The sequence below is a fragment of the Paenibacillus sp. EKM301P genome (assembly GCF_011800295.1).
GTDB classification, from domain to species: Bacteria; Bacillota; Bacilli; order Paenibacillales; family Paenibacillaceae; genus Paenibacillus; species Paenibacillus polymyxa.
Map to the genome: position 1 here is coordinate 1042025 of NZ_JAALFM010000001.1, position 25071 is coordinate 1067095.

Genomic DNA, 25071 nt, shown 5'->3' on the forward strand with positions numbered 1-25071 from the left:
TCCGTAATATTATTCCATACGGAGGAAACAGCCTTTTTTTATTTATCATCTGTTTATTTATAAATTATATATTGCTTTAACTGCCGTATTGTTCAACTAAAACCGGCTTTTCAAATGCGTTATCCAGCTTGCGAAGTTTAGCCTTCACCGCTTCTGGTGGCTCAACTGCAGGTGCATCTGGATGAAGCAACCATGATTTCACAAAGTGTGTATCAGACAATTGATAGAGCGGAGGCTCTTTCTCAAAGTCAATTTTCATGGCATAAGAACTGCGGGCTGCAAACGCATCCCCTACAGGTGGGTGAAGCAGATCCGGTGGTGTTCCCGGGATCGCAGCCAGCTTCTGACCATGGCTGTCCAAACTAGGCATGGAAGCAAGGAGTCCCCATGTATATGGATGTTTTGGGTTATAGAAAATTTCATTAACCGTACCTGTTTCCACGATTTGCCCTGCATACATAACAGCAACGCGATCCGCCATCTTCGCCACAACACCGAGGTCATGAGTAATAAAGATGATAGAAGTATCAATCTTTTTCTGAAGATCCTTCATCAGTTCCAAAATTTGAGCTTGAATGGTTACGTCCAGCGCAGTCGTCGGCTCATCGGCAATCAGAAGTTTCGGATTAGCAGCCAATGCCATCGCAATGACGACACGTTGACGCATACCGCCACTAAATTCATGCGGATATTGGTTAAAACGCTGTTCAGGATGCGGAATACCTACCAGATTCAGCAATTCAATCCCCCGCTTGCGAGCAGCGTCCTTGGATATCTTTTCATGCTTGAAAAGCACTTCCGTGATCTGCTTACCGACTTTCATCGTCGGGTTAAGTGAAGTCATTGGGTCCTGAGAAATCAGGCCAATTTCCTTACCACGAATTTTTTGCATCTGCTTTTCCGTTTTATTAATCAGCTCTTGTCCGTCAAACATAATTTGACCCTTTTGATAAATGCCTGGAGGGGTCGGGATCAGCTTCATAACAGCTTGTGAGGTTACGCTTTTGCCTGAGCCGGATTCACCGACAATCGCCAGCGTCTCTCCTTTATTGACATGAAAGTTTACGCCACGAATGGCCTGCACTAGTCCCTGACGGGTCTTGAAAGATATCGTTAAGTCCTTCACTTCCAAAAGGCGGTTCATCTCATCACTCTTTCATTTATTATTCATCACTATTATTGACCACTATCTAAAAAAACGACGTTCATGAGTCAAGGTATATACGAATAATTTTACTCATTTTAGTACCTGCCAGTCAAGCAATATCTAAAATATCACCAAAAACCTTTCATGATATGTCACGTTAGTGGTATATATAAGCGAAAAAGTGATCATTTTTAACCATTTTTGCCTCATTTATAACATGTGTTGAATGTAACTGAAGCGTGCACCACCTAATGGCGATCGTGTACAAAGTAGTTCTCCATTCAGTCGGGAGGCTATTTGACGGCAGATGGCCAATCCTAGTCCCGTGACGCCATTTGATCCTGTATAGAATCTTCCAAACACCTCGGCTGCTTCAGACTCGGTTAGTCCTCTCCCATCATCATCTACATGCATAACCCACACAACCTCCGCCGTTGTCCCCGTCTCCAAATGAATGACAACCTCCGTAGAGGTGTGTCGAACTGCATTTTGCAGCAAATTCAATATCATGCGAAATAATTGCTCAGCCGGAACGGCCACATGCAGACCCTCTCCCTCCACTCGAAGCGAGATAGAGCGTTCACTGGCCATCGGCATCAATAGATGAACAGCGTCCTCCGCCATACTTCTCAGATCAATCAGAGAGACAGGCCATTCCTCATTCAACGCCTCCAGCCTCGATAGCTGAAGCAACTTTTCCACCATATCAATTAATCGCTGGGATTGCACTTTAATGATGCTCAGTCCCTCGTCCTGGGATACTACTTGATCCTGAATGGCATATACATAACCTTGGATGGACATTAACGGTGTCCTTAGCTCGTGTGATACATTTTGCAGAAATTCAATTTGGCTGTGGTGGTGCTGCTGAATGCGGGCGGACATGGAATGAAAGGTGCCTATTAGTTCGCCAATTTCGCTTTTGTCCGCCTGCGGAAACTCACTATCTTGTGGCTGATTCGGCTCATAGTTGCCTACCGCCTCTTTCAATCGTTTGAGTGGACGCACCAGACGTGAAACAATCATCAGACCAATAACGAGAATCACCAGAAAACTCGCTACGATCGATAGTAACGTAGTTCTCATTAACGGTACATATAGGGCTCTCAAAGAAGATAAGGGTGAGTATACAAAGATGCGGAAAGGTTGTCCGGGCAATTCTTCATTCGTAAACAACACCTTTTTACCTTGAAGCACCGCAACGCCTTCATGTGTAGTAACCAGATCGTGGGCAGACGGATGAACCGATGCAAAAAATCCTTGGCGGGTCAAAAGCAAATGCTCGATCTTTTTGCCTTCCATCCCAGAGACGCTGGAGTCGATGATGCGGTTATCCGTGCTTAAAATAAAGTAATCGGCAGATAAAAGCACACCCTTGATAACATAGTTAAATTCGGCATTATCCAGTCGATCAAAGCCTCCGTCACTCATAATGTGGACGGCTTTGCGTGCCTGCTCATGAAGCTTGGATTTGGCCTGATTCACCAGAATGTCATCGATGAGCCTAATAAATAAGACCACCGTAATACAGACAGTAATCAGCATGGCAATGGACAGGGACAGCAGAATTTTGGCTCTCATCGTACGCATGGCTACATCTCCTGAACCGTTGCTTTATATCCAAATCCCCATACCGTGTTAATGACAAGCGTAGAGTGGTATTCTGCCAACTTTTTGCGAATACGTTTGACCAGATCATCTACGACTCTCACATCACCTATAAAGTCATAGCTCCACACCTGCTGAATCAAATGCTCTCTGCCAAAAGGCCGTTCCAGATGATTCGCAAGAAACAGCAACAGGTCGAATTCACGTGAGGTCAAATTTAACGTTTGTCCGTCTACTGTAACTTTACGAAAGTCAGCAAAAATGCACAGATTGCCTGCATGGCAAAGATTTGTGCTCTCTGCTGCTTGCTTGTCATCGGATGCAGACGTGCCCGCCTTGCTCAGTCTCAGCATCGCTTTGACCCTTCCCACCAGCTCTCTTGGATTAAAGGGCTTGGTCAAAAAATCACTGCATCCCAATTCCAGCCCGTGGATACGGTCACTTTCCTCTCCGCGCGCGGAGATCATAATGATCGGCATTTCTGTAAACTCACGAAGCTGAGTCAATAGAGAAAGCCCGTCAATGCCCGGCATCATAATATCAAGCACGAGGCAATCTGGACGGTTTGTTCGGATATGCTCTACCAATGTTTTCCCACTGGAAAAGGAAGTTACCTCGTAGGACTCTTTTTTCAAATATTCAGATATTAATTGCAAAATGAACACATCGTCATCTACTACTACTATTTTTGTCATGGCCTTAACCCCTTGCCGTTGTTCTGGATGCTAGCATCCTTTCTTTAAGCTTAACAGAAGCCCAGCAGAATAGACAAAAGACGGGTATACCGTTCCCGGTCCCGTCTTTTCTTATCATGAATCGCTGCTGTATATGCCAGGTGAACTGAAAGCTAACTACACTTCTACCTTATTTTCTACCTTATTTCTTAGTTGTTACTACTTTAGCTGCTGCCTTTGGAGCAGTTTTGGCTGGGACTGCTTTTTTCACTGGAGCTTTATGGGTTACTTTTTTAGCTACAACATGTTGTGCACGAGTTTTATGTGCTGCTACCTTGTGTTGAACAGCGTTATGTTTTTTCACATGATGTTTAACTGTGCGGTGTTTTGCTTTCACTGCTTTTGCTTTGTGGCTTGCCACTTTTTTCGCAACGGCTTTTTTGGCAGGAGCTTTTTTTGCTTTGGTTGTTGCTTTATGAGCTGTTGCAGCTTTTTTAACAGGTGCTTTCACCACAGGTGTTGTTTTCGTTGCAGACGCTTTTGACGGTGCTTTGCTAGCAGGAGTCGTAACCGCAGGAGTTTTGATGGCTGGTGCAGGGGTGGCTGGAGTTGTGGTTGCTGTAGCGGCGAATGCGCTGCTTGCTCCTCCCAGTACGCTTACTACGGTCAATACGGCTGCTGCATTTTTAGTCCATTTTTTCATGATTGAATCACCTCTCCTTTAAAGTATCTTTAGCTTATCAGGAGAATTCGGGATAATTGTGGAGCAAATATGTGAAAAGTATATGAAAAAGCGTGCAGCTCTGTATCTGGAGAATACATGAGTCTGCACGCTATAAGTGTTGCAACCATCATCTCCACTAACCGATGGCAATCCAGGAAATAATACCGTAGTTATGCGCGGTTTCACTCCACTTGGTTACAACGATCACCGCTCCATTAGTCGTTTGGGATTTCAGTGTTGCATGAAAGAGAGGATGGTTCGTCATCGCTACCAACGTGTAGTCCGGGTTCACAAATGGCTCCCCAAATACAATGGTTACTTCCGTCTCTCCTTCGCTTCCTTTTAAAAGAAACGGCGCTCTGCCAAACTGCTGTAATGCAGGCTGGTTCGCACAAGTACGAACCGGGGTGATGCTCAAATGCTCAGGTGTCACTGCATTCAGTTCCAGCTCACGTGAGCCAACGGAACCTTCTGCCAGATGGTGACCTTCGATGCTCTGCTCTGCCACATGATGACTTTGTACCGCAGCAGCCTGTAGATGCTCTGGACCTACAGCTTCTGGGCTTAGCACCTCACTGTTGACGACCTGATCCTGCAGATGGCCGCGGGATATACTGTTTGCCTGAAGTTTGTCGCCACTGATCCCTTCCTCCGGTAAAAGCCCCGAGAGATGAATATCTGTGGATAATTGATCCAGTGTCACCGAGCCGGGCTTTATGTGGTGCGAATCAATGACTTCCTTTGCAATATGCTGACCTTCAATTGCCTCCTCAGCCACATGGCGGGACTCCACCGTTCCATCTGCGAGTTTGCCGGACGTCACTGCTCCATCCTGTATAGCTTGCTCTGACACCGCCTGCCAGCCGATATGCTGTGACTGAATAGCTCCTGCTTGCAAATGCTCAGATTGAACAGAATCCGGTGAAATGTGACGGGACTGCACAGCCCCCTCTGCCAGTGCTGACTCTTGAATCGCCCCATCGGACAAATGCTGGGAGTGCACGGCATGCTCTGTCAAATGTACGGAGCTTACACTGGCTTCCGCCAGATTCGAAGCACGCACCGCGCGAAGCGCAAGCTTCTCAGCGTTCACGCTACCTGCCTGGAGCGCGTGAACAGATACACTCCCTGGCGCAATATGCTGGATCGTCACTGCCGAAGGCTGCAAGTGGGCTGAGGTGATAGATTCCGGCGCCAGATGGCTCGACTGGATGGTCTCTTCTGCCAAATGATGGGCTTGCACGGCTTCGTCCGTAATGTGCCATGGCTGGACGGAATGTGGAGATATTTTGGCAGCTGTCACAACCTCATCTGCCAGTTTGTCGGACGTAACGGACTCATCCTGTAAGGCATCGGTCGATATCGACTGGGATGCCAAATGCTCGCCCTGAATGGTTCCAGTGTGCAGATGGTGCGACTGGATCGATTCCGGGGCAATATGCACGGACTTCACTGCACCTTTTGCCAGCGCTGTATCCTGGACTGCGCCAGTTGCCAAATGCAGGGTGTGTACCGAATGTGCGGACAAATGCGAAGGACCCACGCTGCCTTCCGCAAGATTCGCCCCTTGTACCGAGTGGACCGCCAACTTCTCCGAGGTGACGCTTTCCGCTTGTAGCGCACGACTAGACACACTATCCGAGGCCAGATGGCTCGCCAGCACAGTCGAAGACTGCAAGTGGGCTGAGGTGACGGACTCTGGCGCCAGATGGCTCGACTGAACGATCTCTTCTGCCAAATGATTGGCTTGCACGGCTTCATCCGTAATGTGCCATGGCTGGACGGAATGTGGAGATATTTTGGCAGCTGTCACGACCTCATCTGCCAATTTATCAGACGTAACGGACTCATCCTGTAATGCATCGGTTGATATCGACTGAGATGCCAGATGCTCTCCCCGAATGGTTCCAGTAAGCAGATGGTGCGACTGGACCGATTCCGGGGCGATGTGTACCGACTTCACTGCCCCCTCGGCTAGCGCTGTATCCTGTACTGCACCGTCTGCCAGATGCTGGGTGTGTACCGACTGTGCAGACAGATGTGACGGGCCGACGCTGCCTTCCGCAAGATTCGTTCCTTGCACCGAGTGGGATGCCAGCTTCTCTGAGGTGACGCTTTCCGCTTGTAGCGCACGACTAGACACACTATCCGGAGCCAGATGGCTCGCAAGCACCGCCGAAGACTGCAAGTGGGCTGAGGTAACAGATTCCGGTGACAGATGGCTCGACTGGATGGTCTCTTGTGCCAAATGATTGGCTTGCACGGCTTCGTCCGCAATGTGCCACGGCTGTACCGAGTGAGCCGACAGCTTGGCGGCAGTCACACCCTCATCCGCCAATTTATCAGACGTAACGGACTGATCCTGTAAGGCATCGGTCGATATCGACTGGGATGCCAGATGCTCGCTCTGAATGGTTCCAGTTTGCAGATGATGCGGCTGGATCGATTCCGGGACAATGTGTACCGACTTCACTGCCCCCTCGGCTAGCGCTGTATCCTGGACTGCGCCGACTGCCAAATGCTGAGTGTGTACCGACTGTGCGGACAAATGCGAAGGACCGACGCTATCTTCCGCAAGATTCGTCCCTTGCACCGAGCGCGATGCCAGCTTTTCCGAAGTGACGCTTTCCGCTTGTAGCGCAAGACCGGATACACTTTCTGGTGCCAAATGGCTCGCAAGTATCACCGAAGGTTGTAAGTGAGCTGAGGTGACAGATTCCGGCGCCAGATGGCTCGACTGAACGGCCTCTTCTGCCAAATGATTAGCTTGCACCGCTTCATCTGTAATGTGCCACGGCTGTACGGAGTGAGCCGACAGCTTGGCGGCAGTCACACCCTCATCCGCCAATTTATCAGACGTAACGGACTCATCCTGTAAAACATCAGTCGATATCGACTGGGATGCCAGATGCTCGCCCTGAATGCTTCCAGTGTGCAAATGGTGCGACTGGATCGATTCTGGAGCGATATGCACAGATTTCACTGCTCCCTCTGCCAACGCTCTATCCTGTACCGCTCCGGCTACCAGATGCCGGCTGTGTACGGACTGTACCGACAAATGTGACGGGCCGATGCTGCCTTCCGCAAGATTCGTCCCTTGTACCGAGCGCGCTGCCAGCTTTTCCGAGGTGACGCTTTCCGCCTGTAGTGCACGACCGGATACACTATCTGGCGCCAAATGGCTCGTAAGCACTGAGGAAGCCTGCAAATGGCGAGAGGTAACGGATTCCGAGGCCAGATGGCTTGACTGGATGGCTTCTGTCGCCAAATGATTTCCTTGCACCGCTTCATCTGTAATATGCCACGGCTGTACCGAGTTGACCGACAACTTGGCGGCAGTCACACCCTCATCCGCCAATTTATCAGACGTAACGGACTCATCCTGCAAAGCATCGGTCGATATGGCCTGGGATGCGATATGCTCGCCCTGAATGCTTCCAGTGTGCAGGTGATGCGGCTGGATGGACCCCGCGGTAATGTGTACCGACTTCACTGCTCCCTTTGCCAGCGTTGTATCCTGTACTGCACCTGTTGCCAGGTGCCGGGCGTGTACCGACTGTGCAGACAAATGTGACGGGCCGACGCTGTCTTCCGCAAGATTCGTTCCTTGCACTGAGTGGGCTGCCAACTTATCCGAGGTGACGCTTTCCGCTTGTAGCGCACGGCCGGACACACTATCCGGGGCCAGATGGCTCGTGAGCACTGACGAAGACTGCAAGTGGGCTGAGGTTACACTTTCCGGCGCTAGATGGTTCGACTGGATGGACTCTTCTGCCAAATGATTTCCTTGCACCGCTTCGTCTGTAATGTGCCACGACTGTACCGAGTGGGCCGACAGTTTGGCGGCAGTCACACCCTCATCCGCCAATTTATCAGACGTAACGGACGCATCCTGCAAAGCATCGGTCGATATGGCCTGGGATGCGATATGCTCGCCCTGAATGGCTTCAGTGTGCAGATGGTGCGGCTGGATCGATTCCGGGGCAATGTGCACGGACTTCACTGCTCCCTCTGCCAGCACTCTATCCTGTACCGCTCCAGCTGCCAAATGCCGCGTGTGTACGGACTGCACAGATAGATGTGAAGGGCCGATACTGCCTTCTGCAAGGTTCATTCCTTGTACCGAGCGGGCTGCAAGCTTTTCTGAGGTCACACTTTCCGCTTGAAGCGCACGACCGGACACACTATCCGGGGCCAAATGTCTCGTAAGCACCGAGGAGGCCTGTAGGTGCACCGAAGTGACCGCTCCAGATGCCAGGTGGGTCGAGTCCACAACTGCCACAGCCAAGTGGTTGCTTTGTACAGCTTCATCCATAATATGCCCGGACTGCACTGCATGGGCTGACAGCTTAGTGGAGGTTACACTTTCCTCTGACAGTTTAGCAGAGGTAACCGCTTCATCCTGTATGGCCGGAGTCGCTATAGCTTGCAATGCAATATGTTCTCCCTGAATGATCCCGCTTTGCAAGTGCTCGGATTGGATGGATTCTGCTGCAAGATGCTCAGACTTCACAGCATTCTGGGCTAATATCGTGTCCTCTACTGCTCCTGCGGCCAAATGTCTGGTGTGTACGGCCTGTGCAGCCAAATGTCCGGGTCCCACGCTGTTTTCCGCCAGGTTGGAAGCCTGCACAGCCCGAGCCGCTAACTTCTCGGAAGTGACGCTTTCCGACTGAAGGGCATGGCCGGACACACTATCCGGGGCGAGATGTTTGGTTTGGATCGAAGCAGACTGCAAATGGTTGGAGGTGACGGATTCCGGAGCAAGATGATTCGCCTCCACTGCCTCAACAGCCAGATGGTTGCTTAGCACCGCTTTATCTGTAATATGCCATGGCTGCACAGAACGAGCAGACAGCTTGGAGGAAGTGACACTGCCCTCAGCTAACTTAGGCGCAGTAATTGCCAAATCATTAATTTTATCCGTAGCCACACTTTCCGGCGATAGTTTCAACGAAGTAACGGCATGATCCTGCAAATGGTGGGAGTATACCGCACCGCTGGCCAAATGCGCGGTTTGAACAGCGCCTTCGCCTAGTATGTCTGCGGTAACGGACTGTTCTTGCAACGCCGCGGTTCCGACACTATCTTCCCCAAGATGCTTGCTCTGTACAGAGCTCTGGGCCAAATGAGTTGAATCCACCGCTTGAGCCTGTAACGCCTTTCCGCCCACACTATTGTCGGCAAGGTGGTTTTCACGGATGACTCCCGTTGCAATGTGTACGTGGGTAATGGCTTGAGACGCAATTTTATTTCCGGTTACCGCCCCTGTGCTAATTTTAGTTTCTATAACCGCCTCGTCAGCGATTTTGTCAGACTTAATAGCGCTCGAAGCAATGTGATTTTCCTTGATAGCCTGATTCGCCACATGGTGATCCAGAACTGCACCCTTCCCTATTTTCTCGCTTGTCACAGCCCCGGAATGCAAATGTTGCTCCGTAACCGCCTCTGATGCGATATGATCCTTCCGAATAATTTCGGATTGAAGATGCACGGAAGAGACTGCCTCTGGAGAAATCTGGGGTCCTTGTATGGCTGCTGTTGCAATATGTCTGGTAAGTACCGCCTCATCGGCAATTTTGTGCGGGAGAATACTCTGATCCGATATTTTGGATGAAGTGACGGATTGATCGACAATTTGCAATGAGCCTACAGACTGATCTGCCAGTTTATTGGACTGAATACTCCGATCCGCGATATGCCGTGCTGTCACTTGACCCGTTCCAAGCTGCTCTTCCCCGATGGAGCCGGGACTGAGATGCTTTCTTTCAATCGCTCCTGCCTGAATGTGCGTACTGGTGACTGCCTCAGACTCCAGATGACGTCCGCTGACAACGCCTTCCTCCAATTGTTCTCGGCCTACAATACCGTTGGATAGCTGCTTGCGATTAATCGAACCCGGAGCTAGATGCCGGGCAAGAACGGCATGCTCGGTCAGGTGTGCGCTCTCAATGCTGCCTGCCTGGATTTTAGCTCCATCCACAGCCCCATCCCGCAGTTTGGAGGTGGTCACAGACTGATCACCCAGCTTGGAGCTATCAACAGCTTCATTCGCCAAATTGTTCGATTGAATCGTACCACTGCGAATTTTATCTGAGGTAACCGACTGATCTTGAAGCATATCTGAAGACACGATCCATTGCTTGAAGTGACGACTCTCAATCGAGCCATTGGCAATATGATCGCCGCTAATAATTTTATCCGCCAGCTTTTCTGGAGTGATGCTGCCATCCCGAAGTTTTTCACCACTAATAGAGCGATCCTGCAATTTACTGCCTGCCACTGATGCGTCCGACAGATGCTCGACCGTAATGGAGTCGGGAGCAATCTTCGAAGCAGTCACAGCACCGTCAGCTATTTTAATGGTATGAACAGCATAATCTGCTAAAGATTCCGTTTGAATACTCTCTTGTTTCAGCTTGCTGGAATCTATGGAAGCGGGAGCGATCTTCTCACCCGTCACAGCGAGATCACTCAAATCGTCTGTATAGATGAAAGCATTGTTTACATGTGGAGCCTTCTTATTGTTCAAAATTTCTTCCACATCAATTGGATCTGGTTCTGGCTCTGGTTCAGGTTCAGGTTCCGGCTCCGGTTCTGGATCTAGTTCTAGCTCTGGTTCTAGCTCTGGCAGTGGAGGTTCTTCCATCAAAGCTGGAGTCTCCTCTACATCTGCAACCTCAATCTCTTTCTCTTGCAGAGCCTCGACTTCAGGCTCGACAACTGTCTGTAGCTCCGACTCCTCTGTAGTTGGGGGAGGCGGAGAAGCAACTTGATGAAGTCTTGCTTCTGTCTCCCTCTCCGCAGGCAGTGGCTTTGAGCGTTGTATCATACTTAACTCATTCATATCCGGGTCAATTACACGATAGAGCGGCTTTTTGTTTCTGTTGGTTTTGCGGCTCTTGTTCTTCAAGCAGCTCTCTCCCTTCTCATGTTTATCGTTACAGCATCATATGCAGACTCTTAGGCACTTGCCACCCTGTACAGGGATTCACTTTTGGGTAAAAAGGATACTTACTGAAATCCACGTTTGAAAAAAAATTGTTAAAAGTTAAAATAGTAAGGGTGAAGATTGCTACAAGAAGAGAGGAATTACAATAACATGATTATCAAACCAAGAACACGTGGCTTTATCTGCACCACTGCTCATCCGGTGGGCTGTGCCCAACATGTTCAGGAGCAAATTGACTATGTACAAGCCCGTCCTGCTATCCACGGACCTCGTAATGTGCTTGTGATCGGGGCATCTGCCGGATATGGGTTGGCTTCTCGAATTACGGCCGCTTTCGGTGCGCGTGCCAATACAATTGGTGTATATCGTCCTAGCAATGCTACGGCTACACGCACAGCATCAGCAGGCTGGTACAATTCTGCTGCATTTGAAAAAGCCGCTCAGGAAGCTGGGCTTAAATCTTTAAGCGTGACAGGAGACGCCTTCTCGGATGAAGTCAAAGCCAAAACGGTGGAAGCCATTCGTGAAGAACTGGGACAAGTCGATCTGGTGGTTTACAGTGTTGCTTCAGGTCGCCGTACCCATCCCCGCACAGGCGAAACGTCTAATTCCGTGCTCAAACCTATTGGTGAGCCCTATACGAATAAGACCGTTAACTTTCACACCGGTGAAGTCAGCAGCGTGACGCTCGAACCGGCTACAGAAGAAGAAGTACAGGGCACTGTAGAGGTTATGGGTGGTGAGGATTGGAAATTGTGGATTGACGCTTTGCGTGCAGGCGGTGTACTCGCTGATAACGCCACTACCTTCTCTTTTTCGTATATCGGTTCAGATATTACCCAAGCCATCTACAGAGAAGGCAGTATCGGAAGCGCAAAAGATCATCTGGAGGCGACAGCACGCCAACTGAACGACCAGCTGAAAACCACAGGTGGACGCGCCTTCGTCGCAGTCACCAAAGGACTCGTTACCCAATCCAGCTCGGCCATCCCTGTCGTTCCTCTGTATATTTCCGCTTTGTATAAGGTGATGAAGGAGAAAGGGCTGCATGAGGGGTGCATAGAACAGAGCTACCGCCTATTTGCCGAGCGTCTGTACGCCCCAGAAACTACTGTAGATGAAGAGGGTCGCATTCGCATTGATGATTGGGAATTGCGCGAAGATGTGCAGGCAGAAGTTGCGAACATATGGGAGGAACTGACGACCCAAAATATCTATGAATTATCCGATCTTGAAGGATATCGTCGCGAATTTTTCCAGCTGTTCGGCTTTGAATTCGAAGGTGTAGACTATGATGCTGATATTGATCCCATCGTAAATATTCCTAACGTGCGCTAAGCCTTTTAGTGCCGCCATTCGTTTAGAAAAACATAAAAAAGCTGTCTCCGGCAGAAGAACATTTCGTTCTGCATAGGGACAGCTTTTGTTTTTTAATTAAAAGGAACACTTGGGTCTGTTTTGATCTACAACATGGCGCAAACATTGCAATTTTAAAATTGTTTTGATATTGTACAAGTAGGCATAGCAAAATCCCTCTTCTTACCAAGAGGGTACACACAGCTGGACAAGTCCTACCTTGACTGACTGTGATTGTATTTGCTCAGCCCATCACATTCCTATAAGGAGGTGAACAATATGGCAAAAGACGTTCTGTGCGAAGTCAACTCATGCACGTACTGGGCTCAGGATAATAAATGTAGCGCAAGCTCCATTTATATTGTAAGCAACAAGCCTGCAAACACTCACACGTCCGAAGAAACAGACTGCAAAACCTTTGAAGCAAAGTAGACCTTAGTTTTCAAGCCAAACCATAGCTTTATCATGAAGGAGCCCCTGCCAGGGTTCCTTCTTTCTTATGATTCTAACAAGAATGATAATTATTATCAAGTTCTTTTTGAGCTATATTATAGAAAATACTACCCGCTCCTATACATTCACTTCCTTGAAGTTTTTCGACTTCGCTTAAGACAAAAAAAGAAGCGTCACCCTGAACGAGTCGCTTCTTGTGCTTGACCTTTTGTAATTGTTCCTGCTTGGTCGGCTTCATTCGCGTGTGCTGTGAAATCTCGCCATAATGATCATTCGTTTTGCGGCTCTGTGCCGCGCAATAGATCCCGGCGCGTTTCGCCTTGCTTAACGCTTTTTGTGTTTGAGTACGTGCCATACAGCTTCACTCTCCTTGATTGGACTCCCTCTATCATAACATCCAATAGGCAAATCGTGAATGGTTGGTCTGACTCAAGCATTCTTTAATTCATTAAATGTCTGAAAAAATATCCGAGTCGCCACTGGAAGCCGCCACAACAAAAACAATAACCAAGAAAATGATAATCAGTGCATAAATTAGTGTGCCGATAATACTACATACCAGTCCAGCAATAGCCATGCCTCTGCCTTGCTCACCATGACGATTAATTTCCTTCAGGGAAAGACTGGACAAAATAATACCTACAATTCCGATGATCAACCCAAGATAGGGAATGACAACAGATAAAATCCCGAGCACCATCGACGCAACAGCTTTACTATTTGTAGGTGGGACCACTGGGGGCTGGTTAAATGGGGCGTTATAATCGTTCGGCTCCTGAAAGGGATCGGAAGATCGAGGCTCCTTGTACAAGTCACTCATCAGTTTAATTCAACTCCAATAATTATAATAACAATATATAAGTTCTAGGGTACCACAATCTTACAAATCAGGACAGTACTTATTTCAATTTTTTAAATTAGAACGTTAAAAAGTAGCAGCATAGCATCTTAGCACTTTTTGAGATAACCGGGCATACAGTATTGTACCTATTACAGATAAATTGCGCTCCATGAGAGCATCCTGCCAAGGAGGACGGAGCTATGTTATATCGTGGAACATCCCGCAGAAAGGGCTCGCCTCACCAACGTTTACATGCAGAGACACTTCGGAAAATATCCGCCGCCATGCTGCCATTTTACAAAGCTATTGCGACCCGACGTGCTTTTGCCGTCCAATGGTCACGAGCTGTCGTTCAGGGTAATTTGGATCGGATGAAATCCCTTCTCTGCTCAGTAGCGCCATTTGCCGCCAAGCAAGGCTTAGGCACGAATGGGATCGGCTACTTTGTTTCCTTTTTAACTCAGCCACCAATGCTTTATTATACGAACGGTACGACGATTCCACCCGGGATGGTGCAGTTTACATTTGAACCGAAGGTTCATCGCGCCATTGCCAAAGCCGTTTTTCCGCTGTATCGCGAATTGGCACGCAATGAATGCTTTGCTTCTGCCTTAGCCAAAGCGATCAACAGGCAAGACCAGCGTGCAGTTCAGGTAATGATCCGTAGTTTAATTCCATCCTCTGCGCTAAAATCTGTAGACATTGAGGATAATGGATTTGCATTGCTCTTTAAGTATCCCTTTAGTAAATATCCCTATCGCAATCTACTCTTTCAGGAGTTCACTTAAAAAGGTCGCTACAAGCGTACTTGCTTAAGTTCTTCAATGAGCTCTTTTCCCATTTGTATAGCCATGTCTGTCAACACTCGGATTTCGTCCTTGGTTGCATGATCCAAATGCGTCCCGCAGCAAATGGCGAAGTTACCCGCAAACTCTTTACGCAAGCGAACTGCAATTTCTTCAGTAATATAAAATTCCTTGTGATTTTGCAATTGCACGGTTTGAATCGGCTCAAGCCTAGCCCCTGCTGTAATCGTCCCCAAGTGAGGCTGATCACCGCCTGATATGAGCACAACGATATCTTCTCCCATAAAATAGGCATCGAGTACAAGACGGATACGTCCGCTTTCTTTTTCCAAATGAATCATATGATCCTCTCCTGCTAAAAAATATTATTGTGAAACGATTCACTTTATAGAGTACTATTCATTGTATCGCTTCCTAAACTGTTGGACAAATTCAAAAAGGCCCACAGCAGCCTCTATTAACAGTGGCTTGCTGTGGGCCTGCATTGCATTCTAAAAAATCTTCTATCCCCTGCTCTTACTTGCTGTTAACGGATCGTGATGGTGTGCACTGCCTTACCGTTTGCGCCGTCATTATCCGTCACTGTTAGCTCCACGGTATACGTTCCGGCTGTGGTGAATTTATGCTTCACTTTCGAACCAACCGCCGTATCGCCATCGCCAAAATTCCAACTGTAGCTGACGATCTCACCATCTGCATCACGGGAGGCTTTGGCGTTAAATTGTACATTTTTGTTCTTCTTGGCTGAGTCATTCGCCTGGATAATAGCTACCGGCTTTTCATTCGATGTAGGTGGATTCGGACCAGGGCCCTCTCCTCCACCATGGGTTACATACAATCTTCCCGGCGCCTCCGTTTCCACTTCATTCCCCGCTGCATCCCTTACCCGGATCACGATGACTCCGCCTTCCAGGTTCAGAGAAGATGAAGTGAGATAAATACCTTCATAGTGACCTGATGAAGTTTCATTTAATGGAATTTCATTACGGGCCAAAGTGGACAGGTTAAAGGGCAACTCCACATGGAAGGATGCCTCCAAACCAGATGCACTGTCAAAAGATACCCGTACCGGCTGCCCTGGAGTGATACGTACATCCTCAGCAGGACTAATATTTTCAAGTTTCGGCAGCGCTGTATCGACATACACCGAGCGTGTAACACTCGTTTCGTTTTCGGCAAGATCTTTGGCCGTTACCGTAATTTGGTTTTCACCTTCGTTGATAAGCAAACGTTTGTTAAAGCTGCCGTCGCTTCCGAATTCAGCAGGCTCGCCGTTAATCGTCAATTCACTAAGGAACTCGTCATACACCGTACCGGTTACACTGACCACACCTGCGTTCGTACGTGCTCCCTCACCAGGCGAAGTCAGGATCAGACCCGGTTTAGTCTGATCGAGCGTTACAACCACCGGCTCGGAACGATCCGTTACTTTGCCGTATACCGCTGCTTGAACACTTAGCGGATTAGCACCTGGCTGAAGATCGACCGCCAAACTGAATTGACGATCCTTCACTTTCGTTGTGCCAGCCAACTCTTTGCCGTTAAAGAGCTGAATATCAGCCCCTTCTGCCGGAGAAGTTCCTGTTACGGTAATCGTATCCTCCTGCGTATACGTTGCCTTCGTAGGAGTTGTAATCGTTGGAGCGTTGACCGGATATCTGACGATCGCCCGGATCATGTAGTTCCCTTCCTCTTCAGGGGATTGGCTCCATGTGCCGCTTACACCTTGCCAGCTACGAAGCGCATTGGGGCTGTTTTCATCTGTAGCAAGGCCCGGCGACTGTGTGCCTACCGCAGACTGTGTATATACAATATAGAAATCGCCTTGAACCGTCACCGGCTCTGGAAGCTGTACCGTCGTCCATTGTGTCTCATCCCGTACAGCTGTTCCGTCGAATGGACCAGCCAATAGACGTCCAGGTGCTCCTGCTGCACCGGAGGCGTCATAGACAGAATATTGGAATGCTGTTCCTCCCGGATTCGGGAAAGCAGAGTTCCAGAACAACAGTGATGCTCCTGTCACCTGTGCCACTTCCGACTCAGGTGTCATTCTCACTGCCCATGAATTGCCTGCCGCGTTAAAGGCTCTGGCATTTTCTCCTGTACCGTCATCATAGGCGATGCCTCCTTGAAAACCGATGAAAGGCTTCAACGTGACATTCGCTTCTACACTGCCGTTTGGAGGAGCCGTAACGGAAATACTGTCACTATAGTAATTTTCGGCTGCGATGGACAATGTGTATGTTCCTTCCAGCACGTCCAGCGTAAATTCTCCAGCCTCATTCGTCTCTGCAGGAGCAATACGTGCATCCTCCAGCACCAATACTTTCGCTTTTTGGATCGGTTCACCAGATTGCTTGTCGGTGATGACCCCGTGAATCGTACCGTGTGGGACAGCCTGGAGACTAAAGTTTGCTCTGATGACTTTGTTATTTTCAATCGTAACTGCTTTCGTCTGAGGCACGTAACCGTAGGCTTCGGCCTTCAGCGTATAGTCACCCGCTACATGAGTGAAGCTGTATTTGCCCGTGGTTGGGTCTGTTTTCACCGAACGTCCGGTTTCCAGTACCGTAACCGTAGCACTAGCTGGAAGACTGTCGAGACCGACACGTCCACGATCCACTGATGCTTCTGCCGGCTTCACTTTTTCCTGAAATTCACTCTTTTCAGTGCTTGTAATTTTGTACAGTGGGAATTGTTCTTCTGCTTTTTCCAGCTTGATATTGGACTCAGGTACGATATCCTTGGTCACTGTCGAAGCTGGAACACCTAGCACACGGAAATCGTCAATATACCAGCCATTCTTGTTCACACTGTTATCCGATTTCAAGCGGAAGCGAACTTGAATCTCATTGCCGGTATAGCTGTCCAGATTGTAATAAACAGGTGCCCATTTTTTACCACTTGTATTATGCGAGAACTTACCCAGCTCACTCCACGTGTCGCCATTGTTTTTGGACACTTCTACATATCCGTAATCATAGCCGCCTTCAATTTCAAACCAGTGGTTGAAGGTCAGTGTTGCGTTGCGTATACCATTCAAATTAATTTTTGGAGAAACCAGTGAAAAATCAGCACCGTTCTCATAGTTGCTATCGAGATCGGTGGCCCACACATTCGGTTTGGACACTGCGCTTTCCGGTCCTACTTCCTTAGGAATGCCGCGTTCCCACTCATCCTTGGTCCCGGAATGAGTCCAACCATTGTCTGAACTGCCATCAAAATGATCGCTATACAGCGTATCCGGCACGTCCACTCTTAGTGAAGCCTCGTTCGACTTGACACCTTCGTTACCGCTATAATCCTCGGCCGCCACTGCATAATGATAAGTCGCACCACCGACAGTGATCGTATCCGTGTAGGTCAGCCCAGAGGTTGTACCGATGGAAGTATAATTTTTACCGGACTGGGTTGAACGATACACCTTGTACTGCTTCACATCTTCATCAGAGGAAGCACCCCAGGCGAGTGTAACGTTGCCCACAGTATCTGCTTCAGCAGTCAAATGACCAGGGGCAGCAGGTGCAACGCTGTCTGGTTCCTGAATGGAGAGATCGTCAATATACCAGCCATCTTTCACGATTGTATTGTCACTAGTAAAGTTGAACAGGAGGTATACCTTTTGACCCGCAAACGCTCGCAAATCAAGATATTGTGTTTTCCAGCCATTGCTGGTGCCAGTAAACGATAATACCTGCTCAAACGCATTCTGATTGTTTGTGGTCGCTACATACACTTTGCCGAAATCAGAATTGTTTTCAAGATCGTACCAATGCTTGAAGCTGACCAGTGCCCCTTTGGAACTCTCAGTCAGATCAATTGGAGGGGCCACAAAATAACTGTTGGAGTTGGTCTGGTATTGGCCTTCGAGATTGGTCGCGATGACCTTTGTACCCGAATGTGCGCCTTTAGGGCCGCTTGTCGGGGTTCCCCATTTCCAAACACTACCCTGACCCCCGATATTAATACCGGCAATGTCTTTTTCAAAGTCTTGTGTGTAGCCTGGTTTAACACCTTTGGAGACATTCACCTTATATACTTCCGTTTCAAAACCATTATTACCGAAATCATTTACACGGATATAGTATTCCAAACCTTTGCTATCCACCAAAAAGGTTGGAATGGACGCTTGGTATGTACCATCTTTGCTGTCTCCAGAGGTCCGCTCCAACGGAATATACACATAGTTTGACGAACCCGCTGTTTTGGCAAAGGCCTCAACGGCTGTTACGCCGACATCGTCCGTTACATGTGCAGTCAAAGGGATATCAATACCCTCAAATGCAGCTGCAGGCGGTGTATGCTCAAGAACAGGCGCTTCCAGATCGTCGCCACCCGTTACGACTTTACCGGATACAGAGCCCAGACCCTGCATGACAGACCCGACTGCATCAAGCGCATTAATGACGCCATGTCCATATCCATTGTTTGGCGAAGTAGGATATGTACTATCTGTCCGAGGGGTAGCTGTGTTTTCCAGAATTTCCTCCAGCTGATCCACGGTAAGAGAATGATTCGCTTGCAGCAATAAAGCAGCAAGACCCGCAACATGAGGACCCGCCATGGAAGTACCGTTATATCCACCTTTATAACCGCCACCAGCTACGGATGATCGGATATTTACTCCCGGTGCGGAGACTTCGGGCTTGATCTCACCGTAAGGTGAGGGTCCCAGCAATGAAAAGCTTCCCAGTTTATCATTGATATCGGTTGCCCCCGTGGCAAAGGATTCTGGGTAGTTGGCCGGATTGGCTACCGATCCAGGTCCGCCCGGATTGGAGAGGGAGGTATTCCCTGCGGAGAATTCGGGGAAGATTTGAGCATCCCGCCAGGCCTGAACTACAGGCCGGAACCATTCATCAAGACCCGGTCCGCCTCCCCACGAGTTGTTCACTACGTCTGGAGCAAGCTCGGGATGAAGATTACCTTGGGCATCTTTTGGCGCAAGCAGCCATTGACCGCCGTCCAGTATAATCGCATCCGTCGTTTCCGGATTAAAAATCCGCACCGCAATCCACTTCGCACCAGGGGCAACGCCCACTCGGTTTGTTCCATTTTCCTCGGAGCCAACCATCGTGCCCATCGTATGCGTACCATGGGAATCGTCTTCCTGATCGACCGGAAGCGCCGCATGACTATGCGGATCATACCAGCTCAGCTCTGGATTCACGACATTGCCTGCCGCATCCAGACCACGCCATTTGCGATGCAGGGCCGGATGCGTGTAGTCAACGCCTGTATCGAGGTTGGCGACCACGATTCCGGTTCCGTCGATTCCTTTTTCCCACACTTGTGGTGCGTTAATATGGGATATGTTCCATTCCACTGTGGACGGGTCCACAGCGTTCTTGCCTGTATTACCGGGCAATGCCGATGTTTTGCCATCGCCCTTTTCCGGTTCTACAGCTTTCTGGGCTGTGTCAGACTTTGCCGTTCCTGCTGTTGCTGCCGTTGCGGTTCCAGCCGCTTTGGTGCCTGTGTCCTCTGGCTGCTTATCAACCGTTACCTTTTGCAGATAACGTGTTTCATTCGGTACAATTTTATCGACCTCAGGCAGCTTCGAGATATGATCCAGCACCTCCTTGGTGCTCGTGACAGCCAAAGCATTGACTATAAAATAGCTTTTATATTCCTTTACTCCGCCGCTCTCCGATTCCTTGTCCAAATAACTTTCAAGCCCGTATTGGGTTCTGGAAGCCGTTTCACGTAGAGAGCTGATCACATGGCTGCGCACAGCCATTTTGGCAGCGGAAGGTGTTATTTTCTCAAGTGAAGCCTTTTGAAGAGCATTTTTGGAAACCTTGTTCGTATCTACCTGTTCTTTTAATTTGACCAAATAGGTAACATAGTTGTTCTCCTCAAACTGTTTGGTCAGCTTCGCGGATACCTTCGCGGTCGTGACCTTGTGCGAGGCTGATTTCAGCTCCAGCTTGGAGCCATCCGGGGTGTTTTTCGCCAAAGCGGGTTGAACAAATGAAAAGGCCATAAGCAAAGAGAGTCCAATAGATAACGGTTTCTTGAAACGTCTAGGTTTAATCAATTACTTCTCCACTCCTTTTACTAGGTTTAATGATTCTGGAATAACCTGTACAAGAGTCAGACCTCATGCCTTGCACATCAAACACGCGGGTTGCGCAATACGATGTGTTAGCCACCACCTCCTTCATAGATTATAGAGAGGCTCAAAAAGATATTTGGCTGTTCATAGATGGCAGTACTTCATAGGTGAGTTTACAATCCCAATAGAGAAGCGATGAAATTCAGTAGATACCTAGGAGAAAAAGCAGAAGCATTTCGAAGGAAAAAACATGTTATATCATTACATTTTATATTAAAAATTGATATATAATCATATATTATGGATAGTATAAAGTTATCAAAACAGATATACAAGTCATTTTTTTGCAATTTTCTTGAAATTCTATGACTTTTATATTCATTTATGTAGGAAAACCCCTTTTTAGCAGCTACGCCTTAGTGCAACACACGGTTAGCAGGTGCATGCATCCTTGTACGAGTCGCCCAAAGGGATTTTCGGGGATCTTTCTTAAACCTGTATGATTATGATTATGATTATTTTTAGTTAAGTACGGAGTTCACCGCAGCAAGCGCATCGATCAGACCATTTCCATAGCCGTTGTTGGGTGAAGTCGGATACTGACTGTCTGTCAGCGGTGTTGCGGTTTTCGAAATAACATCCTCCAATTGATCCACAGTTAATGATGGTTTAGCCTGAAGCAGCAATGCCGCTAATCCAGCCGTATGCGGACCTGCCATAGAGGTACCGTTCCAGCCTCCCTCATAAACTCCTCCCGGTACAGAGGAACGAATGTTTACACCAGGAGCCGAAATTTCTGGCTTCACTTCGCCATAAGGAGAAGGACCACGCAACGAGAAGCTTGCCAGCTTGTTATTGATATCCGTGGCTCCTGTGGCATAGGCTTCTGGCAAGTTAGCCGGATTGGCCACAGACCCAGGTCCGCCGGGATTCGATAGTGTTGTATTGCCTGCGGAGAACTCAGGAAAAATTTGTGCTGCTCTCCACGCCTTGGTCACTGGGCGATACCATTCGTCCAGGCCAGGTCCACCGCCCCAAGAATTATTCACCACATCCGGTGCAAGCTCAGGGTGCTTTTTGCCGTTTTTATCTACAGGTGCAAGAATCCACTGCCCACCATCCAGCAAGATGGAATCTGTAGTATCTGGATTGAATACTCGTACGGCAATCCACTTTGCCCCTGGAGCAACACCGATTTGATTCGTACCGTTGCTGTCTGAGCCAACGCTTGTCCCCATCGTATGTGTACCATGTCCATGGGAATCTGTTGGCAGCGATGCTCCATTAACCGCATCATACCAGCTCAGCTCTGGATTGACGACTTGACCGGAAGCATTCAGCCCGCGCCATTTTCTTTTCAATGCCGGGTGAGTATATTCAACACCTGTATCCAGATTGGCAACGACAATGCCTTTGCCATCAATACCTTTGGCCCACACCTGTGGTGCTTTAATCTTAGAAATATTCCACTCCACACGACTTGGCGTTACTGCATCTTTATACACGGATTCTTGCACCGATTTTTGTGCATTTTCTTCCGTCACAGCCGGGTCAACAGCAGTTTGATCTGCCACTGCTTGGCCTGCTGTTGATTGCTCCCCTATCGGCTGGGTATCCTTATCGATTTCTATCTTTTGCAACTCGCGCTTTTCATCTGGTAAAATTTTGTCGATCTCAGGTAGGGTGGCGAGATTTTCCATGACCTCTTTGGTACTGGTTACCGCAAATGCGTTTACGATAAAGTAACTCTTATATTTTTTGACGTTTCCGTTATTGACTTCCTTCTTTAAGTATTCTTCCACGGATTGTTGAGTTTTTTCTGCGGTATCCATGAGAGAGTTTACAACCGTTGTACGTACAGATAGCTTAGCAGCAGCGGGGGAAATCTGCTCGGCAGAAGCCTTCTGAAAAGCGTGCTTGGCAACAGACTCCGTGTCTACTTGATCTTTTAATTTAACCAGATAGGTGACATACTCGCTGGCGCTGAATTGCTGGTTCAGCTTGGCTGAAACCTTGGCGGAAATCGACGATGCTCCTGCTGAGGAGGTTGTGCTGGAATCTGCATACACCGGAGAAATCAGAGAAAAAGCAAGAATAGCGGTAAAACCGACCGACAGTGTCTTTTTGATATTTTTCGACTTAATCAATACTTTTCATCTCCCTTTACTTGGTTTTTTTGATTCTCAAAGACAACCTTCCGACAGCAGCGTCAAAAGCTCACAAATAGCCTCTGGTACTCACCTCCTTTAAAAATATAGATACTGGGGTGAAATCCATAGGTCGTATTCTAAGGTGAATAACCTTTGGTGCAGACCGCAAGGAACGACATTCAATTCAGAACTGTGGACAAGTCTGGAAGAAAGTAAGTGAAAAAAATGAAGAAAAGGGTAGGGTAAGATACTAGAAGTGATCGAGGAGGTTGATAAGCATATTATTAAAATACAATTTAAAACAAAAGAATGAATCATTTGGTATCTTTTGAATCTAGTATAGTGTCATAAAAACAGATATTCAAGCATTTTTTTGAATTTTATTCCTTTTTTTCTTGAAGAAGTGAAAAACCTCTTCTATAATCCGCAACCAAATGCACCGAGAAAACTCGCATTTGTTTCGAAAATAAAAGAGGTTTTAGGAGGCAATCAGCAGCAAATGTAGAAGAATGCTATCTGCCGCTATTTACAGGTATGGGAACCGAAACGGCTTCTGGAAAGGAAGATTTAGTTTCCTGGGTTCTGCGACACAGGCTCGTACATTCTCTAAAAGCCATTTGCCTGCATCCCCTGCATCGCTCCTGATTCACCATTGCAAGAGCTGCCGTAAGGGCCTCTCCTGTATGTTCGAAAAAATGATTTTGTCCGATCATGTCGTAGCATCCGGTTTTCCGCAGTAACTCCAGCGGTTGGGGCTGGAGTCCGGACACAAGCACTGTCCCACCAGACTTCCGGTACTTGTGAATTAATGCGGTAAAGTTAGCTTCTCCCGTCATATCCATAAAAGGGACCTTTCCCATTCGCAATAACAAAATCCCTTGCAGGTGGCCAGTCTGTCCCCCTACACCTGAGTTCTCCAACGTCGAAGCTGCGCCGAAAAATAGGGGGCCTTCCACATTGTAAATAGCCACCTGCGGACAATCGTGCTGCTCTGTAACCATATGTGCGCCTACTTTTTCATGCTTCACAGAAGGGTCAGGTAGCACCTTATCGACTGAAAGTGTACTGCTCATACGTTTGACGAACAATACAACTGCCAGAATCAGACCTACCTCCACAGCCGTTGTCAACGTCGTAAAGACCGTCAGCAAAAAGGTGACGACCAGCACAATAGAATCCGCTGTCCGTGTTTTGAGAATGTGCGCAAAATGCTTGCGCTCACTCATATTCCAGGCGACTACCATCAATACCGGTGCCATACTAGCCAACGGAATATTAGATGCATAAGGTGCAAAAAGCACCAGAATGAGGAGCACCACGATCCCATGCACAATGCCTGACATAGGAGAAACCGCGTTGTTGCGGATATTGGTGGCCGTACGGGCAATGGCACCTGTCGCAGGAATGCCGCCAAACAGTGGTGTCAGCAAATTAGCAATCCCTTGTCCAACCAATTCGCGATTGCTGTTATGCCGGGTTCCCGTCATCCCGTCAGCTACTACCGCTGAGAGCAGCGATTCAATAGCACCCAGCATCGCTATAACAAGTGCTGGCGGCAACAGCTTCACGATCAATTCCCACGTCATCACAGGAATATGCAGCTCAGGCAATGATGCCGGAATTGCGCCATAAGCAGAGCCAATCGTAGCCACCTGCCCTGGAAAAAGCAAAGCTGCCACCAACGTTGACAAGAGCAGGCCGACCAGTGATCCAGGTATCTTGGGCCATTTTTTAGGCACTAGAATAAGCGCAGCAAGACAGATACAAGCTGTCAGGATACTATACACATTGAGTGAAGGAAGTCGATGGACGAGCTCTGCCATCGAAGGCAGAAAAGTTTCATGTCGCTCTACCCCACGCAAACCGAGAAAGTTAGCAATCTGACCACTGAAGATCGTCACGGCAATCCCCGCTGTAAAGCCAATGGTTACGGGCTTGGGAATGAACTTGATCAATGCCCCCAGCCTTAAAACACCCATTAAAATGAGTATGATGCCTGCCATAAACCCTGCTATAAGCAAATTCTCATAGCCGTATTGCATGACAATAGCCAGCAAAATTGGAATAAACGCACCCGTAGGTCCTCCGATCTGAAATTTGGACCCACCCAGCAGTGAAATCAAAATCCCCGCTACAATGGTTGTGTACAGACCATATTCCGGCTTTACCCCCGATGCAATGGCGAACGCCATACCGAGCGGGATGGCCACAATCGCTACAATGCTTCCAGAAATTAGATCCTTTCGTAAAGCCCCTGCGTTATAGCCTTCGAACCTTCCTATCCACTTCATTCCTGTAACCC

At 48.3% G+C, this 25071-nt stretch carries 14 protein-coding genes; 3 read left to right on the forward strand and 11 right to left on the reverse strand.

Features of this window, described 5'->3' with window-relative positions; genetic code table 11:
• Nucleotides 1–76 precede the first annotated feature (76 nt).
• The 5 genes from HFD99_RS04705 to HFD99_RS04725 all read right to left on the reverse strand — a co-directional run bounded on the left by HFD99_RS04705 (nt 77) and on the right by HFD99_RS04725 (nt 11066).
• The gene (locus HFD99_RS04705) at nt 77–1144 is read right to left on the reverse strand and encodes an ABC transporter ATP-binding protein (RefSeq protein WP_016821906.1); all 1068 of its coding nucleotides are present in this window, start codon (nt 1142–1144) and stop codon (nt 77–79) included.
• A gap of 213 nt (nt 1145–1357) precedes the next feature.
• Entirely contained in the window at nt 1358–2737 is a 1380-nt protein-coding gene (locus tag HFD99_RS04710; RefSeq protein WP_016821907.1) for a sensor histidine kinase, read from the reverse strand.
• A 2-nt stretch (nt 2738–2739) separates the two neighbouring features.
• Nucleotides 2740–3450 carry a response regulator transcription factor gene (locus HFD99_RS04715; protein WP_016821908.1) on the reverse strand — a complete coding sequence of 237 codons (711 nt, stop codon included), beginning with the start codon at nt 3448–3450 and terminating at the stop codon, nt 2740–2742.
• Nucleotides 3451–3631: 181 nt separating this feature from the next.
• Nucleotides 3632–4132 carry a hypothetical protein gene (locus HFD99_RS04720; protein ID WP_025365558.1) on the reverse strand — a complete coding sequence of 167 codons (501 nt, stop codon included), beginning with the start codon at nt 4130–4132 and terminating at the stop codon, nt 3632–3634.
• A 157-nt stretch (nt 4133–4289) separates the two neighbouring features.
• On the reverse strand, nt 4290–11066 hold the full coding sequence (locus HFD99_RS04725; protein ID WP_167440814.1) for a WIAG-tail domain: 6777 nt from the start codon (nt 11064–11066) through the stop codon (nt 4290–4292).
• A gap of 189 nt (nt 11067–11255) precedes the next feature.
• On the opposite strand from HFD99_RS04725, the gene fabV reads away from it, so the two are divergent.
• Nucleotides 11256–12443, forward strand: coding sequence for an enoyl-ACP reductase FabV (gene fabV, locus HFD99_RS04730; RefSeq protein WP_016818703.1), 1188 nt, complete (start codon nt 11256–11258; stop codon nt 12441–12443).
• A gap of 297 nt (nt 12444–12740) precedes the next feature.
• Nucleotides 12741–12893, forward strand: a complete 153-nt coding sequence (locus HFD99_RS04735; protein ID WP_017426780.1) for a DUF1540 domain-containing protein — start codon at nt 12741–12743, stop codon at nt 12891–12893.
• A 73-nt stretch (nt 12894–12966) separates the two neighbouring features.
• Here HFD99_RS04735 and HFD99_RS04740 read toward each other — a convergent pair whose 3' ends face one another.
• Both HFD99_RS04740 and HFD99_RS04745 read right to left on the reverse strand, forming a co-directional pair.
• Nucleotides 12967–13269 carry a hypothetical protein gene (locus HFD99_RS04740; protein ID WP_016818701.1) on the reverse strand — a complete coding sequence of 101 codons (303 nt, stop codon included), beginning with the start codon at nt 13267–13269 and terminating at the stop codon, nt 12967–12969.
• Nucleotides 13270–13362: 93 nt separating this feature from the next.
• Nucleotides 13363–13734: a DUF4190 domain-containing protein gene (locus tag HFD99_RS04745; protein WP_016818700.1), complete on the reverse strand. Its 372-nt coding sequence runs from the start codon at nt 13732–13734 to the stop codon at nt 13363–13365.
• 221 nt (nt 13735–13955) lie between these two features.
• Between HFD99_RS04745 and HFD99_RS04750 the strand changes: the two genes are divergently transcribed.
• On the forward strand, nt 13956–14543 hold the full coding sequence (locus HFD99_RS04750; RefSeq protein ID WP_123797511.1) for a hypothetical protein: 588 nt from the start codon (nt 13956–13958) through the stop codon (nt 14541–14543).
• An 8-nt stretch (nt 14544–14551) separates the two neighbouring features.
• On the opposite strand, the gene lpdD is transcribed toward HFD99_RS04750, so the two are convergent.
• The 4 genes from lpdD to HFD99_RS04770 form a co-directional block, all read right to left on the reverse strand.
• Nucleotides 14552–14902 (reverse strand): prenylated flavin chaperone LpdD, encoded by a 351-nt coding sequence (gene lpdD, locus HFD99_RS04755; protein ID WP_025365561.1) that lies wholly within the window; start codon nt 14900–14902, stop codon nt 14552–14554.
• 185 nt (nt 14903–15087) lie between these two features.
• The gene (locus HFD99_RS04760) at nt 15088–20601 is read right to left on the reverse strand and encodes a S8 family serine peptidase (RefSeq protein WP_123797512.1); all 5514 of its coding nucleotides are present in this window, start codon (nt 20599–20601) and stop codon (nt 15088–15090) included.
• 539 nt (nt 20602–21140) lie between these two features.
• A complete protein-coding gene (locus HFD99_RS04765) occupies nt 21141–22766 on the reverse strand; it encodes a S8 family serine peptidase (protein WP_123797513.1) in 1626 nt (541 codons plus the stop codon).
• 515 nt (nt 22767–23281) lie between these two features.
• On the reverse strand, nt 23282–25060 hold the full coding sequence (locus tag HFD99_RS04770; RefSeq protein ID WP_019688262.1) for a SulP family inorganic anion transporter: 1779 nt from the start codon (nt 25058–25060) through the stop codon (nt 23282–23284).
• Nucleotides 25061–25071: the final 11 nt, after the last annotated feature.

What these genes read in the sequence shown, in the direction of transcription:
- HFD99_RS04750 (WP_123797511.1), top strand. Translation starts at nt 13,956, where the DNA reads ATGTTATATCGTGGAACATCCCGCAGAAAGGGCTCGCCTCACCAACGT.
- HFD99_RS04710 (WP_016821907.1), bottom strand. Translation starts at nt 2,737, where the DNA reads ATGCGTACGATGAGAGCCAAAATTCTGCTGTCCCTGTCCATTGCCATG.
- HFD99_RS04735 (WP_017426780.1), top strand. Translation starts at nt 12,741, where the DNA reads ATGGCAAAAGACGTTCTGTGCGAAGTCAACTCATGCACGTACTGGGCT.
- lpdD (WP_025365561.1), bottom strand. Translation starts at nt 14,902, where the DNA reads ATGATTCATTTGGAAAAAGAAAGCGGACGTATCCGTCTTGTACTCGAT.
- HFD99_RS04740 (WP_016818701.1), bottom strand. Translation starts at nt 13,269, where the DNA reads ATGGCACGTACTCAAACACAAAAAGCGTTAAGCAAGGCGAAACGCGCC.
- fabV (WP_016818703.1), top strand. Translation starts at nt 11,256, where the DNA reads ATGATTATCAAACCAAGAACACGTGGCTTTATCTGCACCACTGCTCAT.
- HFD99_RS04715 (WP_016821908.1), bottom strand. Translation starts at nt 3,450, where the DNA reads ATGACAAAAATAGTAGTAGTAGATGACGATGTGTTCATTTTGCAATTA.
- HFD99_RS04720 (WP_025365558.1), bottom strand. Translation starts at nt 4,132, where the DNA reads ATGAAAAAATGGACTAAAAATGCAGCAGCCGTATTGACCGTAGTAAGC.
- HFD99_RS04770 (WP_019688262.1), bottom strand. Translation starts at nt 25,060, where the DNA reads ATGAAGTGGATAGGAAGGTTCGAAGGCTATAACGCAGGGGCTTTACGA.
- HFD99_RS04745 (WP_016818700.1), bottom strand. Translation starts at nt 13,734, where the DNA reads ATGAGTGACTTGTACAAGGAGCCTCGATCTTCCGATCCCTTTCAGGAG.
- HFD99_RS04705 (WP_016821906.1), bottom strand. Translation starts at nt 1,144, where the DNA reads ATGAACCGCCTTTTGGAAGTGAAGGACTTAACGATATCTTTCAAGACC.